Raw genomic sequence first — 17200 nt, 5'->3', positions numbered from 1 at the left:
ACGCGCGCCAATGGGCAATCCTTGGATCAGACCCCGGAAAGTTTAAGAGCGCCCCACCAGCAGCTTGTCGATCCGCCGGTCGTCCATATCGATCACCTCGAACGACAGGCCTTCCACCACCAGCTTGTCGCCAAGCGCCGGCATTCGACCCAAATGGTGCAGCACCAGCCCCGCCACGGTTTCGTAATCGCCGCCCGAGGGGCGCGACATGTGGAAACGGTCGCAGAATTCATCCGCTGGCATCCAGCCCGCCACCAGAAACGACCCATCCTCACGTTCCACCAGCGCCGGTTCGTCGGCAAAGCTTTGGCCCACCGTCCCGGTGATCGCCTCAAGGATATCGCCCGAGGTGATGATCCCCTCAAAATGCCCATATTCATCATAGACCAGTGCCATGTGATGTTCGCTGCCCCGCAGCACCTCCATCACATCCAAGGCGTCCGACAGGTCTGACACCACCGGCACCTCGCGCAGCAGTTCGGCCATGTTCAGCGCCTGACGCCGCGACACCGCCTGAAACGCATCGGCCAGCGTCACAATCCCCAGCACTTCGTCCGAACCCGCCTTGCGCACCGGCATCCGGGGCCGCGCGATGCGGCGGATGTCGGCCATCAATTCGGCCGGCGGCGCTTCGCTGTCCAGAAACTGAATTTCCGTGCGTGGCGTCATCAGCGCCCGCGCTGACCGGTCGGCCAGCCGCATCACACCGCTGATCATGTCGCGCTCTTCGGATTCCAGCACGCCTTCGTCATGCGCTTCTGACAGGATCGATTTGACCTCTTCTTCCGTCACCCGCGCCTTGCCGTCCTCGCGCACGCCCAAAAGGAACAGGATCGCCCGGCCTGAAATATCCAGCAGCCAGACGATGGGCGCACCGACCTTTGACAGGATCACCATCGCCGGGGCCATGCGCATGGCCACCGCCTCCGGGTTGCGCAGGGCCAGTTGCTTCGGCACCAATTCCCCCACGATCAGCGAAAGATAGGTCAAAAGCACGACCACACCACCGACACCCAAAGTCTGTGCCAGTTCAGGATCAATGCCTTTCGAGGCCAGAAACCCCGCCAGGCGCGCGCCCAAAGTGGCCCCCGAGAAAGCGCCCGACAAAACCCCAACCAAGGTGATCCCGATCTGCACCGTCGAAAGAAACCGCCCCGGATTTTCGCCAAGGCGCAAGGCCGCCCGCGCCCCGCGGCTGCGATGTTCCAAGGGCCGCAAGCGGGCCGGGCGGGCTGAAACGATGGCCAATTCCGAAAGGGCCAACACCCCGTTCAAAAGGATCAGGGCGACGACGATCAGGATTTCGGTTAACATTGGGTCCTTTGGACATGGCCGGGGCCAATCTGCCCCAAGGCCCCAACATAGGGCGTTTCTGCGCCACGCTCAACGCAGCGCAGAAAAATTTCACGCAAGGCGCGATCAGACGCTCAGGCAGATGTATTTCATTTCCAGATAATCCTCGATCCCGTGGTGCGAACCTTCACGGCCCAACCCCGACTGCTTCACACCGCCAAACGGGGCCTCCGCCGTCGAAATCAGCCCGGTGTTCACGCCCACAATCCCGTATTCCAGCGCCTCCTGCACGCGCGTTATCCGGCCGATGTCGCGCGAATAGAAATAGCTGGCCAGACCAAAGATCGTGTCATTGGCCATCTGCACGGCCTCTTCTTCTGTTTCAAACCGGAACAGCGGGGCCAAGGGGCCAAAGGTCTCTTCCCGAGTCACCATCATGTCATGCGTGACACCCGTCAGGATCGTCGGCTCAAAGAACGACCCGCCCAAGGCATGCCGCTTGCCGCCCGTCACCACCTTGGCCCCTTTGGCGGTGGCGTCGGCGACATGTTCTTCGACCTTGTCCACCGCGTCCATGTTCACCAAGGGCCCAAAATCCACCGGCTCGCCCAAGCCGTCACCAACCTTGGTTTTCGCCACCGCTGCCGCCAGTTTGGCAGCAAAGGCATCATAAACCCCGGCCTGCACGTAAATCCGGTTGGCACAAACGCAGGTTTGCCCGTTGTTGCGGAATTTCGACGCCATCGCCCCCACCACAGCCGCATCCAGATCGGCGTCGTCAAAGACGATGAAAGGCGCATTGCCGCCCAGTTCCATCGAACATTTCATCACCTGATCCGCCGCTTGCCGCAGCAATATGCGGCCCACTTCGGTTGAACCCGTAAAGGTCAGCTTCCGCACCAGCGGGTTCTCGCAGAACTCTTTCCCCACATCCGAGGCCCGCGCGCTGGGAACCACCGCGAAAATCCCTTTCGGCAGCCCAGCCCGTTCCGCCAGCACCGCCATCGCAATCGCCGACAGCGGTGTTTCCGCCGCAGGTCGCGCCACAAAGCCGCAGCCGACGGCCAAGGCGGGCGCGCATTTCCGGGTGATCATCGCATTCGGAAAATTCCACGGCGTGATGGACCCCACCACCCCAATCGGCTGTTTGATCACCGTGATCCGCTTGTCGCGCTGATGGCCGGGGATGGTTTCGCCGTAAACCCGCTTCGCCTCCTCGGCAAAGAACTCGATGAACGACGCGCCATAGGCAATCTCACCCTTGGCTTCCGCCAAAGGTTTCCCCATCTCAGCTGTCAAAATCTTCCCAAGGTCTTCCTGATTTTCCATCATCAGGTTGAACCAGGCCCGCATGATGTTCGCCCGCTCTTTCGCCGGACGCGCCGCCCAATCCTTCATCGCCGCATTCGCCGCCGCAATCGCCCGCGCCACCTCGGCTCGCCCAAGATTCGCCACCTTGGCGATCACATCCCCCCGCGCCGGGTTCAGCACGTCAAAAGTGCTGCCATCATCGGCGTTGATCCATTCTCCGCCGACATAGGCCCGCGTTTCCAGCAAAGAAGCGTCTTTCAGCAGCGAACGAAGATCGGTGACGGTATCCAGCATGGCAGCCCAGCCTTTCCTGTGTATCCTGCGATTCCGGGGCGAACCGCGCTGGGCGGGATTTTTGATCAAATCGGGGCAAAGCGCAATGGATATGGACAGGGAATACCAGAACGGCGCTTTCATTCCCGGTGCCGATGCCCTTGTGGAGGCTTGGGCCCGCGACACCGCCGCCTTTCGGGCCGCCCATCGGTTTGAGGATCTGGCCTATGGCCCCGGCGCGCGGCAGGGGATGGATCTGTTCTGGCCCGACGGTCCGGCCAAGGGGCTGATGGTCTTTATCCACGGCGGCTATTGGATGGCCTTTGGCCGCGCCGATTGGTCCCATCTGGCGGCGGGGGCCTTGGCGCGCGGCTGGGCCTGCGCCCTGCCGTCCTACACCCTCGCCCCCGAAGGCCGCATTGCGCATATGACGCAAGACATGGCCCGCGCCGTTGCCATGGCGGGCGAAAGGGTCGGCGGGCCTGTGGTCGTCACCGGCCATTCGGCAGGCGGCCATCTTGCGGCAAGGCTCGCCTGCGGTGATCAATCCGTGCGCATCGACCGCGTCGTGCCAATTTCACCGCTTGCAGAATTGGAACCCCTGCTCGCCACCGAAATGAACCAAACCCTGCAACTGGACGCGGATGAGGTGGCCCAAGAAAGCCCCGCCCGCCACCGGCTGCGGCAGGATGTTCAGGCACATGTCTGGGTTGGCGCGCAGGAACGCCCCGCCTTTTTGTGGCAGGCGCGAACCCTATCGGAAAGCTGGGCCTGCCCTTGGACGGTCGATCCCGGCAAGCATCATTTCAACGTCGTCGACGGGTTGACCGATTCCGACAGCGCGCTGATGCAGGCCTTGCTCGGCGGTTACTGACCAAAACCCGCAATCCCTTCCAGATCCACCTGTTCAAGCAGCGGCAGAACCTGATCCGCCACAGCACCCTCGGCCTGCACCAGAACCTTTTCACCGATCAGCGCCATCACCGAATTGCCCTGATCGACAAAGGAGACGCCCTTCACCTCGATCACCTTGCCCATCATCGCCAGCATCTCAGGGCTCGAAAACATCTGCGTCATCGCGCCGATCATCTCGCCCCCCGTCATCACCGACAGCGAAATCTGCGTGCCGTCTTCGCGGGTATAGCGCTTCATCGCGCCGACACCCCCGCCAATCATTGCCATGCCTTCTGCAAAACTCGGGTCTTCCTCAACCGTCCAGCCATCGACCGTTGCGGGCAGGAAAGCCGCCAAAGCCGCAGAACGCTGCTGCGCCACGCCGCTACTGGCGGCTTTCAGCGCTTCGGCCGAAGCCCCCAGATCGCCCGCCTCATAGGCCGTCCCGGCTGCCGCAATCGCATCAGAAACCTCATCGGCCTGCACCGGCAGAGCCAAAAGCCCCAAGGCCAAAGTCAAAAAACGCATCGGAAACACCTGTCAAAAAAGGCCCGACCCTCCGTCAGGCGTTGGAATGCATCCGTTCGATATATTTCCGCATTTCTTCGGCTTCGGTCCGCGCGTCGCGCAGCCCTTCCATGGCCGCCCGCAATTCCGCTTCGGTCTGCGCGATCTGGTTCGTCAGCTCCGCCTCGCGCTGTTCCAGATACAAGATCGCCTGATCCCGCATCTCTTCCGCCTCGTGCAAAGTCTGCGCCAAGCGGTCCACTTCGCCCATATCCTCGCCGGAAATCCGCGCAAAACGGTGCAAGATCCAATAGGTGAACCAGCCCAGGCCAAAGGCCAGGAACAGGATGATCGCCGTCGCGATGATGAATTCCAAACGGTTCATGCGATGGTTCTGAAAGGAAAAGCCCGGCTTGGCAAGGGCCTTAGTCCGGTTTCCGATCCCCTCGCGCCTTTGGTTTCACATCCGCGCTGGCCGGTGCGACCGAGGGCGCATCCTCAGGGTTTTCCGCCGCAGGGGCCACGGCCACAGCCGCCGCATTCGCAGGCGTTTCTTCGGCTTGGCCTGCCTCTTCCGTCGCCGCAGCCGCGTCGGCGGATGCCTCCGCTGGCGGCGCGACCGCCCCTTCCGCCGGTGCCGCAGGCGCAGGCCCACCAATCAGGGTGATCTCGATCCGCCGGTTCGCCTCGCGCCCCTCTTCCGTGCCGTTGTCCGCAATCGGGCGCTCTTCGCCATAGCCCACCGCCCGGATCAACCCCACCGGTGCCCGCCGCCCTTGCAGCGACAACAGCACCGCTTCGGCCCGCGCTTGCGACAAAGCCTTGTTCCCGCCCTCGGACCCCTGCGAATCCGAATGCGCTGCAATCTCGAACGCCACATCCGGGCAACGCGTCAGCGCCTCGGCCACCGCATCAATCGTCTTGGATGCCGAGCCGTCGATTTCGGCCGACCCCGGCGCAAAGGTGATCTTCGCCACCTTCAGCGCCAGTTGCACGTCGGCCAGACATTCCTCGGGCGTCGGTAAGGCCGCCAGCGGGTCCAGTTTTTCGTCATAAGTGACCGAGACATTGAACTTCTGCCCCTGACCCAGCTTGTCCGACAGAATCTGCGCAATCTTGGCCCGCGCCTCTTGCGAACCCGTCACGCCCTTCACTTCCACCGTATCGGCCCGCACCACCAGCGACCCATGCGCCAGATAGGACAGCGATTCCAAACCGGCCAGCACCCGGATGCCCCAGCCGCGCGGCAGGTTCGGGTCAAACCGCGTCGCCGTATAGGTCTTCGCCGCCCCGAATTCGCCCTTGGCAAAGGAATCCACCACATTCCGCTGCAATTCATCCGCCAGACGGCCCCGCAACTGCACCAGTCCTTCTTCGCTCAACTCTGCCGTGAATTCCGCTGGGCCTTCTTGTCCCGGTTCCGCCTTCGGGGCCAAAGTCGCCTTCACCGAAAAAGCCGGCGGCATCCCGGCCTGCAAGTCCCCCACCACACGGTCAAACACCGCCTGTGTCACGCTCGAATCGGCCAGCAAGGTCACATCCGCATCGGAAAAGGTCACCGACCCCGCCCCCAATTCGTTCACCGCCTTGATCCCGGCCTCTGCCGCCTCGGCCCAACGCGGGCTGGGCACGCCCATCCCCACGGTGCAGCCCGGCGTGCCCTCGGCCCCCGCCAGAACACCCGCCGTGATGATCCGTTCCCTGGCCCGGTCCGTGTCCGCCGAACAGGCATCAAACCGCGCCCCCTCGCCATCTTTCACAAACCGCAGCGTAAACGGCGTCAGCACCGGGCGCGGGGCCGTAATCTCGATCTTTACCGCCACGCCCTCGGGCTTCATATCCCGCAAATCCGCCTCAAGCCGCCGCTTTTGCGCCGCGCTGTCCGAAATCGCGGTGATGGACACCGCATCTGCCCCGACCGAGATTTTTGACCGTGGCAGCTTTTTCAGCGCCTCCAGCCCATAGGCCAAAGCCTCTTCCCATCCCTCGGGTGCCGGAAACGCCGCCGTTTCCAGCAAATCATCCACCTGCATCCCCGCCGCCAGCGCCGAGGCTTCCTCGATCAGCTTGGTCTTTTCCGCGCTTTCCGCACCATCCGTCATTTCCGGCGCGGGCAACAGCCCGATCAGCTGGATCCCATCGCCATTGCGCAGCATCTCCACCGAAAAGCGCGGCGCTTCGATGGCCTGCAACGGTGTCACCTCCAGCAGATCCCGCACCCGGCTGGCGTCAATCACCCCACCCGCAATGTTCACAGCGCGAAACCGTGCCCCCTCGTTCGGCGCGGTGCCTGACAGGGTCACCTGCAAACCGTCGGTCTCCACCGTGGCCCAAGTCATCCCCGCATTCAAAAGCGCCGAGGTCACCGCCGCCGTTGAACGGCTCTCAACCACGATCGAGGCCCAGAAAGCCACCAGAAAGGCCAAGAGCGCCGCCCCCAGAAAGGCGGCAGGGGCAAGCAATTTTTCGGGGATTCGTTTCACGGGGCAGCCGTCTGTCAGGTCATTCCGCCAAGGTTCTAGGCCCTGCTGCCGCGCGCTTCAATCAAAGCCGCACGGCAGCGGCAAGAAACAGCGCAAGGATCAGCCCCGTATCCCGGTTCGACCGGAACAGCCGCAGGCAAACCTCCGGATCATCCGGGTTCAATTGCCGCAACTGCCAATGCAGATGCAGCCCGAAAGCCCAAACCCCCGCCAAGCCTAAAAGCAGCGCCAAGGGTCGATCCTGCTCCACCAGCGTCAGGATCACCGACAGCGACAGCAGGCTGACCGTGATCACCAGAAACCACGCCAACCATTTCAGCGTGTTCTGCCCAAACAACCGCGCCGTCGATTTCACCCCGATCAGCGCATCGTCTTCCTTGTCCTGATGCGCATAGATCGTGTCATAGAACAGCGTCCAGACCACACCCGCCAGATACAGCACCAAGGCGGCTGGCGTGATGGTCCCCGCATGGGCGGCAAAGCCCAGCAAAGCACCCCAGTTGAACGCAACGCCCAGAAAGGCCTGCGGCCACCAGGTGAACCGTTTGGCAAAAGGGTAAATCGCCACCGGAATCAGCGCCGCAATCCCCAGCAATATGGCCGTAGCGTTATAAGTGAATAGGATTCCAGCCGCGATCACTGTCTGAACCACCATCCAGACCACCGCCTGCCGCACCGTCACCTGACCTGCGGGCAGCGGCCGCGACTTCGTCCGCGCCACCTGCGCATCAATGTCGCGGTCGGTGATATCGTTCCAGGTGCAACCCGCCCCCCGCATCAGAAAAGCGCCCATCCCGCAGGACAAGGCCAGCCAGATGTCCCAAGCGCGAAACCCATCCAGATTGGCCGCCAAGGCAATACCCCAAAGGCAGGGCAAGAACAAAAGCCATGTGCCGATGGGCCGATCCGCGCGCGACAGCCGCAGATAGGGGCGCGACCAGCTTGGGGCGATGCTGTCCACCCAATTGCCGCGCGGCGCATCGGCGACGGTTCCCGCCTCTGGCATTTCATCGGACGGGATCATAAGTTGCCTTCCATGGCCGAAGCAAAGATCAGATTGTTTGTAGATCAGCCCCTTGGTTCAGGGCAAGCCGTCGGCTTGAACCCCGATCAGGCGCATTACCTTTTCGGCGTCATGCGCCTTGGCCCCGGTGCCGCCCTGCGCCTGTTCAACGGGCAGGATGGCGAATGGCGGGCTACGGTGGCACAGGCGGGCAAAAGGGGGGGCGTGCTGACCTGCGTCGAACAAACGCGCCCCCAACAGATGCCCCCCGACCTCTGGCTGCTTTTCGCGCCGATCAAAAAAGCCCGCACCGATTTCATCGTCGAAAAGGCGGTGGAACTGGGGGCGGCGCGCATCATGCCCGTCCAGACCCAACACACCAACGCAGACCGCATCCGGCAGGATCGCCTGCAAGCCCACGCTCTGGAGGCCGCCGAGCAATGCGAAGGCACCTTTGTTCCCCCCGTCGATGAGCTGCAAGCGCTGGACAAGGTTCTAGCCACCTGGCCCGCCGACCGCCACCTCTTGTGGTGCAACGAACATCTCACCGGTGCGGCCACCGTGCTTTCCAGGCAGGAACGCGGCCCTTGGGCCATTCTCATCGGCCCCGAAGGCGGCTTTTCCGAACGCGAACAGGCCCGGCTGGCGGCCATGCCGCAAGTCGTCCAAGCCAGCCTCGGCCCCCGCATCCTCCGCGCCGACACCGCAGCGGTGGCGGCGATTACGCTTTGGCAAGCGGCGCTGGGGGATTGGCGGTGAGCTTTCTCACAAGCCCCCCCTCCCATCCTCCCCCACAGGGGGGGAGGGGGCACCCTTTCTGCGAAGTCAAACAGGGTCACAGGCGTTCGACGCGCCCCCCTCCCCCCTTTGTGGGGGAGGGATGGGGAGGAGGGGCTCTGCCTGATACCCCGTTCTTAGGGTGGCCTTCCCCATGATCCGCCCCGCCCTCCCTTCAGACCAATCCGCCCTCGAATCCCATCTTCTCGCCCATGTCGAAGGCGCGATGTTCCCCTTGGCCAACCTCCGCGCGTATGGGTTCACCGATAGCCATCCCCATGCCATGCGCTTCTGGCTGGGCCGTGGCGCGCTGGGTCTCAGCCAATCCGGCATGGTCATGCCCTGCTTTGCCCCCCAAGACGCCCCCGCCTTCGCCGCAACCCTGAAAGGCGAAACCCTCACCGGCCTGATCGGCCCTGCTGATCAAACCCGCCCCCTGATCCGCGCGCTGGGCCTGCAAGACGCCCCCTGTCGCGTAAACAAAGATGAACCCGGCTTTGAACTGGTCCTTGATCGCCTGATCCTGCCCGACACCCAAGACTATCAACTCCGCTCCATCACCCCCACCGATCTTCCCCAGATCACCGCATGGCGCATCGCCTATCATCTTGAAATCCTTGGTACCCCCGCAAGCGAAGCCCGCCAACTTGCCGAACAGGACATCGCCCATTGGCTGCCGGCCGACAGCCACCGCATCCTGTTCCACAACGATCAGCCCGTTGCCCTGACGGGTTTCAACGCCCGGTTGCCCGAAATCGTCCAGATCGGCGGCGTCTATACCCCGCCCGAACGCCGTGCCCAAGGCCATGCCCGTCGCGCTGTCGCCCTGCATCTGGCCGAGGCTCGCAAGCAAGGCGTCGCCCGTGCCGTCCTTTTCGCCGCCTCCGACAAAGCCGCCCGCGCTTATGCCGCCATCGGCTTTTCCCCCCGCGCCGCCATGGCGCTGGTCCTCTTTCAAGAACCCCAAAAGGTGCCCCTATGATCCGCCCGGAACTGCAAGCCAAATTCTGGGCCGCGCGTGAGGTGATCATCGCTGGCCTCGTCGCCCTGCTTGGCCTTTGGTTCGCGCTGCGCGGCGGCATCATCCCCTTGTTGCTGGGCGGCACCTTGGCCCTTGTCGCCGCGTGGTTCGCCCTTCTCGCCATCCGCCGCCTGCGCTTTGGCCAGGACATCACCGCACCCGGAATTGTCGAGGTGGACGAGGCCCAGATCAGCTATTTCGGCCCCGATGGCGGTGGTTTCGTTTCCGTCCGCGAACTGGCCGAACTGCGCCTCTCCCATGCCGGCGGTCGCCGCTTCTGGCGGTTGAAACAGGCCGATGGCCAGGCCTTGCTGATTCCCGTCGATGCCCAGGGCACCGCCGCCCTGTTTGACGCCTTTGCCGCCTTGCCCGGCATGGACAGCCAGGCCCTCATCGCCGCCCTAGACGGCAACGGCCCCGCTTCGGGCCACAAGGGTCTGACCGTCGGTCATGGCGCGGCCACCATCGGCCCTGTCATCTGGCGCAGGCCGTCGCTTCTGGCCTTGACTTGACCGCGCGCCAGCGTCACCCCTAGCCTCCGATCAGCGAACGGAGCCAACCCCATGTCCATCCCACAATCCGGCGGCGGCCTGATCGAAAGTTTTGACCAACTCGCCGCCTATATGGAAAGCGGCTGCAAGCCGAAGTCCGAATGGCGCTTGGGCACCGAACATGAAAAGTTCGGCTTCCTGACCGACACGCTGGAACCCTTGCCCTATGACGGCCCCCGTTCCGTCAAGGCCCTGCTCGAAGGTTTGCGCGACCGTTTCGGCTGGACCCCGGTGATGGAGCAAGACCATATCATCGGCCTGACCCGCAATGGTGCCAACATTTCCTTGGAACCCGGCGGTCAGTTCGAACTTTCCGGCGCACCGCTGGTCAGCACGCATGAAACTGCCGCCGAATTCGACAACCATATGACCGAGGTTCGCGCCATCGCCGACCCGATGGGCGTCGCTTTCCTTGGCATTGGGGCCGCCCCCATCTGGTCAGGCGCGCAGATGCCGGTCATGCCCAAGGGCCGCTATCGCCTGATGACCGATTACATGGGCCGCGTCGGCACCCACGGCACCCAGATGATGTATCGCACCAGCACCGTGCAGGTGAACCTCGACTACGCGTCCGAGGCGGATATGGTCAAGAAACTGCGCGTTTCCTTGGCCTTGCAGCCGGTGGCGACGGCGCTGTTTGCCTCATCGCCCTTCTTTGACGGCCAGTTGAACGGCCACAAAAGCTGGCGTTCCCGCATCTGGCGCGGTCTCGACAATGCCCGTACGGGCATGCTGCCCTTTGCCTTTGATCAGGGCATGGGATTCCAAGCCTATGTCGATTGGGTTCTCGATGTGCCGATGTATTTCGTCTACCGCGATGGCAAATACATCAACGCCTTGGGCCAGTCTTTCCGCGATTTCCTGCGCGGCGAACTCCCCGCCCTTCCCGGCGAAAAGCCCACCCTTTCCGATTGGGCCGACCATATGACGACGGTCTTCCCCGAGGCGCGGGTCAAGAAATACATCGAAATGCGCGGCGCCGATTGCGGGGATCGCGGCCATGTCATCGCCCTTCCCGCCTTTTGGGTTGGGCTGATGTATGATCAAGGCGCACTCGATGCCGCCTGGGATCTGGTCAAGGGGCTGGACGCTGAAACCCGCGAAGGCCTGCGCGTCGCCGCCTCGGTTGACGGTTTGCAGGGGCAGGCGGGTGGGGTGAAGATCATGGATTTGGCCCGCGCGGCGGTCGATCTGTCCCATGCGGGCCTTGCCGCGCGGGGCATGGACGAACAGGCGCTTCTGGCCCCGCTGCACGCCAATCTCGCCTCGGGCAAAGTGCAGGCCGACCGCTGGCTGGACCGTTTCCACGGCGAATGGGCGGGCGACCTCACGCGCATTTATGGCGAAGGGCGGCTTTAAGGCCGCCCACCTTACACCCCGGCCAACACTGGCTCCATAGGCACGGGTGCCGCGCTGACGGTTTCCCGCAGCAGGGTCACAGCATGGGTAAAGCCCAAGCCAAGGGTCACACAGGCCAGCCCCACCGCAAACAGAGCAGCAGCTCCGCCCGCATCGGCCATGGCCAGACCCGCCGCAATGATGCTGACACCCCCCAGCCCGATCGCCACAAAGCCGGTCGCAATGGTGATCGAGGCGGCCCGCGCTGCCCGCCCCTTGCTGGGGCATTCCCCCAGCGCGCGACCGATGCGCAAGATCATCGCGGTCAAGCCAAGCAAAGTGACCAGCGCCACCAAGAAAAACGCCAGATAGATCATTTCATCATCTCCTTCAGTTTGAGGATCGGGTTGTTCACCGCCCCGCTTGCAAAGCGGACGCGATAAAAGCTGCGGTAAAGCCAGGCAAAGCACCCTGCCCAAAGCGGGGCGAACAGAAAGCCGATGGTGGCCAGCACGGTCATCAACTCCATGCCGTCGCGGAATTCGGCCAGCCACCGGCAAAAGATCACAAGCGCCAGATTGACCACCAGTCCCGCCCCGGCATAGGTCGCAAAAACCGGTGGATAGCGCCCCACCATCCACAAAAGCACCGGCGTTCCAAGCGCCAGATAGACCGGCAGCCCCAAGATCAGCGCCCTCATCGGCACAAGCAGGTAAAACGTCATCAGCGTGACGACAAAAGGGGAAAGCACCAAAGCGGCGAAAAAGGCGATAGGGTCCAAGGGGATCATTTCTTTTGATACGGTCATTTCTGTACTCCCCGAAAAATCAGCGCAAATTTTTTACTTCGGCAGGAACCTGGCCACCTTGGCCCCCAGCCGGATCGCAGCCATCTGCACCAGACGCGGCAGACGCGCCACGTCCTGATACCAGCCGTCGAACAGCTCCATCATCTCGCGCGTTTCCTGCATCCGCTTCACCACATGCGCTGGCGTGCCGTCGCCCTCAGCCTCCGCGCTCACCGCCCGCAAAGCCTCAATCGTCGGCTGAAACTCCCGCGCCCGCCGCCCTTCGATCACCACATGCGCCAGTTCAAACATATCCTGAACCGAAGTAAAGAAATCCCGCCGGTCGCCCAGATTGCGTGTCGCCTTCACCAGCTTCCAGGCCTGCAATTCCTTGATTCCCGTCGACACATTCGACCGCGCCAGACCCAAAGTGTCGGCAATATCCTCCGCGGTCAGCGGTTCGGGCGAAATGTGCAAAAGCGCATGGATCTGCGCCACAGAACGGTTCACCCCCCATTTGGTGCCCATTTCCCCCCAGTGGAGGATAAAGTTCTGCATGGCAGGGGTCAGGTCCATCGGCGACTCACTCATTTCTGTCATGACAGAAATAACAGACGCGACGAAAATATCAAGCCTTGGCTTTTTGCCCCACCTTCGGCTCTGTCCCGGCCTTCAGCCGGGCGATATTCGCCGAATGCCGCCAATAGATCAGCACGGTCAGAACCAACGACAGGCCGAACAATTCCCCCATGCCCAGCACCAAGACCCAGATGATCAGTGACCAGGCCGCCGCCAAAGCCCCCACCGATGAAATTCGCGTCACCAAAACCGCCGCCAACCAAACGGCACAGATCCCCAGACCCAGCCACAGGTTCAGCCCAAAGCAGACCCCCAGAAAGGTTGCCACACCCTTGCCGCCCTTGAACCGCAGCCAGAGGGGAAAGCAATGCCCGATCAGCGCCATCAAGGCCGCCAATTGCATCGCATCACCATGCCCGCCGCTGATCCAGCGTGCCAGAATCACCGCCGCCGTGCCCTTCAGCGCGTCCAGCAGCAGTGTCCCCGCTGCCGCCCCCTTGTTCCCCGTCCGCAGTACATTGGTCGCCCCGATGTTCCCCGAACCGATCTGCCGCAGATCGCCCAGCCCCATTGCCCGCGTCAGCAGGATGCCAAAGGGGATCGACCCCAAAAGATAGGCCAGCCCCGCAATCAGCAGCAAACTGCCCGTGGCGGTTTCAAGGATTGGCATCAGACGGTCTCTCCATAAACCTGCGCCCCGGCGACAAAGGTGGCCAGAACCTTACCTTCCATCCTTTGTCCGTCAAAGGGCGTGTTCTTCGATTTCGAATGCAGCTTGAAACGGTCCAGCAGGAACGGCGCGTCCGGGTCAAACAGCACCAGATCGGCCGGGGCCCCCACCGAAAGCCGCCCCTGCGGCAGACCCAAGCGCTTCGCCGGGTTCAAGGCCATCGCCCGGAACAGTTGCGGCAAGGATAAAGCCCCCGCATGATACAGCCGCATCGCGGCAGGCAAGAAGGTCTCCAACCCCACCGCCCCACTCGCCGCCTCTTCAAACGGCAAGCGCTTGGACTCCTCATCCGCTGGCGTATGCATCGAACAGATCACGTCGATCAGACCATCCGCCACCGCCTGCACCATCGCCAGACGATCCTCTTCCGACCGCAAAGGCGGCGTCAGTTTGAAAAACGTCCGGTAATCCCCCACATCAATTTCGTTCAAGGTCAGATGGTGGATCGACACCCCCGCCGTCACATCCAGCCCATTCGCCTTGGCCCGCTGCAAGGCGGGCAGCGTCCGCGCCGTCGTCACCTGATCGGCGTGATAGGCGACCCCGGTCATTTCGACCAAGCCCATATCGCGGTCAAAGCCCATCCGTTCGGCCAAAGGATGCACCCCCGGCAGGCCCCGCAGGCTCGCAAATTTTCCCGATGTCACCGCAGACCCCGCCGAAAGCCCCGGCTCCTGCGGATGCCCCACCACCAAAGCCCCCAGCGACCGCGCATAGGTCAAGGCCCGACCCAGCGCCTTGGTGTTCACCGCCACACGATCCACATCCGAAAACGCAATCGCCCCGGCATCGCGCAGAAAGCCGATCTCGGTCATTTCCGCGCCCTCGCGCCCCTTGGTCAGCGCCGCCATATGCCGGATCCGCACCACGCTTTCCGCCGCCCGCCGCGTCACGAATTCCAGCGTCTCCGGCGTATCAATCGCGGGTTTCGTATCGGGCCGCGCGATGATCGTCGTCACCCCACCCGCCGCCGCCGCCAGCCCCGCCGAGCGGAAAGACTCCCGATGCCGCTCCCCCGGCTCGCCAATCTTCACCCCCCAATCGACAATCCCCGGTGCCAGACACTTGCCCTGCCCATCAATCACCCGCGCCCCCTTGGCGGCCGCGCCATCCCGCGCGGTGATCACGCCGTTTTCCACGGTCAGACTGCCCTCATCCTCGGACAGTGCTTCCGGGTCGATCAGGCGAAGATTGGTGAAATGCAGGATCATGGCTTTCCTTCCGCGACTGCGCCCGTCTGGATCTGGCGGATCAGGCGATAGACTTTCTCGCCTTCGGTGATCAAGTCGAAACCCACCCGCGTATGGCTCTTGTCACCCTCGCTGTCGGTATGCGTTTCCGTCGCCACATAGATGTTCGCCTCAGGCCCCGGCTCATAGTCGATCACCGTCTCGGGCCGGATCGGCCAGCTTTTCACACTCACCTTCCGCCCCGCCACAAGGATCAGGGCCCGCCGGTTGGTCAGCGCATAAAGCGTTTTCGCCCGCGTGTTCCGGTCGTGAAAGAAATGCCCCACGGTCGCGTAAAGACCCAAGCCCACAAAGGGCAGGCCAAAGATGGGGAACAGGATAAAGAACCAGAACATCACCGTATCCGTGTTCCGCCATTCCCCCATCCACAACCCGGCCGAGGCCCCCGCCGTCCAGAACAGCGAAAATCCCAGCACGAACAACCCCACAAAACTCGCCCCAATCCGCTTGCGCGTATAGCGCATCCCCTGCGCCGGACGGCCCGTCCACAGCAGGTTTTCGTCGGGGTCGAGGTAATCACGCCAGTCGGCTGAAACAGTCATCCCTGCGCCTCCTTCCCATCAATCGCGCGTATATGTTTCAGCGCTCCGTCACGGTCGCTCAGGTCGAAAAAACCATTAAGAAGCATAGGATTGCAGGAAAGGAAATAATCCTTACGCCCTAAGAGCGGCAAAAAAGCGCTATGCTCTTGGGCCAGATGTGCCTCGAATTTTGGGGTAAAGAGAATGGATGGGAACAGCGACCCTTTCCAGTGAAATTCACCCTTCCGAGCTGAATAACTGGCAAGTATTGGAACCGGATGGCCACAAAACACAACGGCCCGCTTGTCGGTGATGGCATAGGCGGTGTGCGAGAGGTAGCGCATACGCAACAAAGTCCGACCGATGGATGCCCAGCCAAAAAGCATCAGAGCTGGTGACACGGCTAAAGCGACTACGGCGCCACGCGCACCTTCCCCTTGCGTCACCGAGGATGCGATAAGCGCCAGATAGATCAGCACCACGAAGATTCCGACCAAGAATGACAAGGCGTCGCCTTGGTTCAAAAAGGCATAGCTACGGCGCGGTTTTCCCGTCCAGACAAGGCGTTCATCCGGGTCCAGATAATCACGCCAATCCGGTGTCATTCCGCTTCTCCCGTCTGAATTTCCCGGATCAGGCGAAAGACCCTTTCCCCCTCGGCAATGTTGCGAAACCCGATATGCACGGTCGCCAAATTGCCCTCGGAATCCCGTTCCACCCGCGCATGCAGCCAGACCGTATCCGCCCCCTTGCCCTTTTCCAGCTCCAGCGCCGTCTGTGGCAAGATCGGATAGACCTCCAGCTTCTCCACCGGCCAAGCCCGCCAGATATAGGCGGCGCGGTCCGTCAAAGCATACCGCAGATGCCGCGCATCCGTCCGCGCGGTGAGGATCGGGCCAAAGACCAGAAACCCGCCCAGCCCACCAAAGGGCAAACCAAAAGCGGTGAAAAACACCGCCAGCCCCGCGTCAGAAACCGTGGCGGCTTGGGTCAGCCGATGCAGGCCAAAGAAAAAGATGGCCACGCCGATGATCAGAAAGGGCAGACCAAAGATCATCAGGAACAAAGCCTTGCCCCGCTGATGAAAACCGGGAACAGGGGCACCCTGCCACAGCAGGGTTTCACCGGGATGGAAGTGGGTCCGCCAGTTTGGGGTCATAGTTGACGTTGTCCAGCGTTTTTCACGGAAGCCAATGTTCGAAGGTGGTCCATGGGTGTTTCGACATCCAATAAACCGAAGAATCCGTTTAGCTGGTTTGGATTGGGCCAAGTCAGATATCCATTCACCCAATGCTCGGTATAGTCAGGCTGCCGAAAATAAATGGCGGGATAGAAGTATCCTTGGATATTAATATCTTTAGATTCAAAAGAAATTTTTCGCGCCTCCACCGGCGCTTCGGAACAATAAAAATAGACTGCCTTATTTGTAATTACATAAGTTGTGGCTCGCAGATATTTTGATCGCGTTTTGGTTCTATAGATCGCAAAGAACCAAAGCGGCACCAATGGAGGAAGAGAAACGACAAGAGCCATAATTTCAAGAGACAGAACGCTCAACAACGTAACAAATAAACAAACAATCAGAAAAAAGCAGGAAACCGCCAGAGATATGTAATCGAACGCTGTTATCAGAACAAAACTACGCGGCTTGCCGACCCAAATGATATGTTCGTCGTTCTGAAAAATCGCAGACAATTCCTGCGGCAGGGAAGAATGAAACTCTGCCGGATTCATGAGTTGCGTCCGCAATTGACGAAAGGGAATCTTTTGTAAGTCGGGCGCAACCCCTCTTCCCAGGAATGGAATCCCGTAAGGTGGGCGGAACCCACCATACTCGCCACGGTACCCACCCTACGACCCCACCCAGACAAACAGCCCCACG

General features: G+C 61.9%; 20 protein-coding genes. 5 read left to right on the top strand and 15 right to left on the bottom strand.

Annotation, left to right across the window (positions count from 1 at the left end; genetic code table 11):
• Window positions 1–42: 42 nt before the first annotated feature.
• Both IE095_RS09520 and IE095_RS09515 read right to left on the bottom strand, forming a co-directional pair.
• Window positions 43–1314, bottom strand: a complete 1272-nt coding sequence (locus tag IE095_RS09520) for a hemolysin family protein (protein WP_189411417.1) — start codon at window positions 1312–1314, stop codon at window positions 43–45.
• Window positions 1315–1419: 105 nt separating this feature from the next.
• The gene (locus IE095_RS09515) at window positions 1420–2898 is read right to left on the bottom strand and encodes an NAD-dependent succinate-semialdehyde dehydrogenase (RefSeq protein ID WP_189411416.1); all 1479 of its coding nucleotides are present in this window, start codon (window positions 2896–2898) and stop codon (window positions 1420–1422) included.
• An 85-nt stretch (window positions 2899–2983) separates the two neighbouring features.
• On the opposite strand from IE095_RS09515, the gene IE095_RS09510 reads away from it, so the two are divergent.
• Window positions 2984–3751 carry a hormone-sensitive lipase gene (locus IE095_RS09510; protein ID WP_189411591.1) on the top strand — a complete coding sequence of 256 codons (768 nt, stop codon included), beginning with the start codon at window positions 2984–2986 and terminating at the stop codon, window positions 3749–3751.
• On the opposite strand, the gene IE095_RS09505 is transcribed toward IE095_RS09510, so the two are convergent.
• From IE095_RS09505 to ubiA, 4 genes are all read right to left on the bottom strand, one after another.
• Window positions 3745–4299: a hypothetical protein gene (locus tag IE095_RS09505; RefSeq protein WP_189411415.1), complete on the bottom strand. Its 555-nt coding sequence runs from the start codon at window positions 4297–4299 to the stop codon at window positions 3745–3747. The genes IE095_RS09510 and IE095_RS09505 overlap by 7 nt on opposite strands.
• A 34-nt stretch (window positions 4300–4333) precedes the next feature.
• Entirely contained in the window at window positions 4334–4663 is a 330-nt protein-coding gene (locus IE095_RS09500; RefSeq protein WP_189411414.1) for a hypothetical protein, read from the bottom strand.
• 40 nt (window positions 4664–4703) lie between these two features.
• Complete coding sequence (locus IE095_RS09495; protein WP_229804677.1) at window positions 4704–6761, bottom strand: OmpA family protein; 2058 nt, start codon at window positions 6759–6761, stop codon at window positions 4704–4706.
• A gap of 61 nt (window positions 6762–6822) precedes the next feature.
• Window positions 6823–7785: a 4-hydroxybenzoate octaprenyltransferase gene (gene ubiA, locus IE095_RS09490; RefSeq protein WP_189411413.1), complete on the bottom strand. Its 963-nt coding sequence runs from the start codon at window positions 7783–7785 to the stop codon at window positions 6823–6825.
• Window positions 7786–7797: 12 nt separating this feature from the next.
• On the opposite strand from ubiA, the gene IE095_RS09485 reads away from it, so the two are divergent.
• The 4 genes from IE095_RS09485 to IE095_RS09470 all read left to right on the top strand — a co-directional run bounded on the left by IE095_RS09485 (window position 7798) and on the right by IE095_RS09470 (window position 11472).
• Window positions 7798–8523, top strand: coding sequence for a 16S rRNA (uracil(1498)-N(3))-methyltransferase (locus IE095_RS09485; RefSeq protein ID WP_189411412.1), 726 nt, complete (start codon window positions 7798–7800; stop codon window positions 8521–8523).
• 172 nt (window positions 8524–8695) lie between these two features.
• Window positions 8696–9523 carry a GNAT family N-acetyltransferase gene (locus IE095_RS09480; RefSeq protein WP_189411411.1) on the top strand — a complete coding sequence of 276 codons (828 nt, stop codon included), beginning with the start codon at window positions 8696–8698 and terminating at the stop codon, window positions 9521–9523.
• Window positions 9520–10074, top strand: a complete 555-nt coding sequence (locus IE095_RS09475) for a hypothetical protein (RefSeq protein ID WP_189411410.1) — start codon at window positions 9520–9522, stop codon at window positions 10072–10074. The genes IE095_RS09480 and IE095_RS09475 overlap by 4 nt, the downstream gene beginning before the upstream one ends.
• A gap of 51 nt (window positions 10075–10125) precedes the next feature.
• On the top strand, window positions 10126–11472 hold the full coding sequence (locus IE095_RS09470) for a glutamate--cysteine ligase (RefSeq protein ID WP_189411409.1): 1347 nt from the start codon (window positions 10126–10128) through the stop codon (window positions 11470–11472).
• Between the two features lie 11 nt (window positions 11473–11483).
• On the opposite strand, the gene IE095_RS09465 is transcribed toward IE095_RS09470, so the two are convergent.
• Genes IE095_RS09465 through IE095_RS09425 form a run of 9 tightly spaced genes read right to left on the bottom strand, consistent with a single transcriptional unit; the run spans window position 11484 to window position 17052 of the window.
• On the bottom strand, window positions 11484–11828 hold the full coding sequence (locus IE095_RS09465; protein ID WP_189411408.1) for a hypothetical protein: 345 nt from the start codon (window positions 11826–11828) through the stop codon (window positions 11484–11486).
• Window positions 11825–12259: a hypothetical protein gene (locus tag IE095_RS09460; protein WP_189411407.1), complete on the bottom strand. Its 435-nt coding sequence runs from the start codon at window positions 12257–12259 to the stop codon at window positions 11825–11827. Before IE095_RS09460 ends, IE095_RS09465 begins: the two co-directional genes overlap by 4 nt.
• 33 nt (window positions 12260–12292) lie before the next feature.
• Window positions 12293–12838 carry a GbsR/MarR family transcriptional regulator gene (locus IE095_RS09455; protein ID WP_229804675.1) on the bottom strand — a complete coding sequence of 182 codons (546 nt, stop codon included), beginning with the start codon at window positions 12836–12838 and terminating at the stop codon, window positions 12293–12295.
• A 28-nt stretch (window positions 12839–12866) separates the two neighbouring features.
• Window positions 12867–13487, bottom strand: coding sequence for a glycerol-3-phosphate 1-O-acyltransferase PlsY (gene plsY, locus IE095_RS09450; RefSeq protein ID WP_189411405.1), 621 nt, complete (start codon window positions 13485–13487; stop codon window positions 12867–12869).
• Entirely contained in the window at window positions 13487–14758 is a 1272-nt protein-coding gene (gene pyrC, locus IE095_RS09445; protein ID WP_189411404.1) for a dihydroorotase, read from the bottom strand. Before pyrC ends, plsY begins: the two co-directional genes overlap by 1 nt.
• A complete protein-coding gene (locus tag IE095_RS09440) occupies window positions 14755–15339 on the bottom strand; it encodes a hypothetical protein (protein ID WP_189411403.1) in 585 nt (194 codons plus the stop codon). The genes pyrC and IE095_RS09440 overlap by 4 nt, the downstream gene beginning before the upstream one ends.
• Complete coding sequence (locus tag IE095_RS09435; RefSeq protein ID WP_189411402.1) at window positions 15336–15923, bottom strand: hypothetical protein; 588 nt, start codon at window positions 15921–15923, stop codon at window positions 15336–15338. The genes IE095_RS09440 and IE095_RS09435 overlap by 4 nt, the downstream gene beginning before the upstream one ends.
• Entirely contained in the window at window positions 15920–16477 is a 558-nt protein-coding gene (locus IE095_RS09430) for a hypothetical protein (RefSeq protein ID WP_189411401.1), read from the bottom strand. The genes IE095_RS09435 and IE095_RS09430 overlap by 4 nt, the downstream gene beginning before the upstream one ends.
• The gene (locus tag IE095_RS09425; protein WP_189411400.1) at window positions 16474–17052 is read right to left on the bottom strand and encodes a hypothetical protein; all 579 of its coding nucleotides are present in this window, start codon (window positions 17050–17052) and stop codon (window positions 16474–16476) included. Before IE095_RS09425 ends, IE095_RS09430 begins: the two co-directional genes overlap by 4 nt.
• Between the last annotated feature and the right edge of the window lie 148 nt (window positions 17053–17200).

This window comes from Neogemmobacter tilapiae (genome assembly GCF_014652215.1).
Classification (GTDB): Bacteria; Pseudomonadota; Alphaproteobacteria; order Rhodobacterales; family Rhodobacteraceae; genus Neogemmobacter; species Neogemmobacter tilapiae.
The sequence above is the reverse complement of the archived record's forward strand: the minus strand, read 5'-3'. Positions and strand labels throughout refer to the sequence as shown.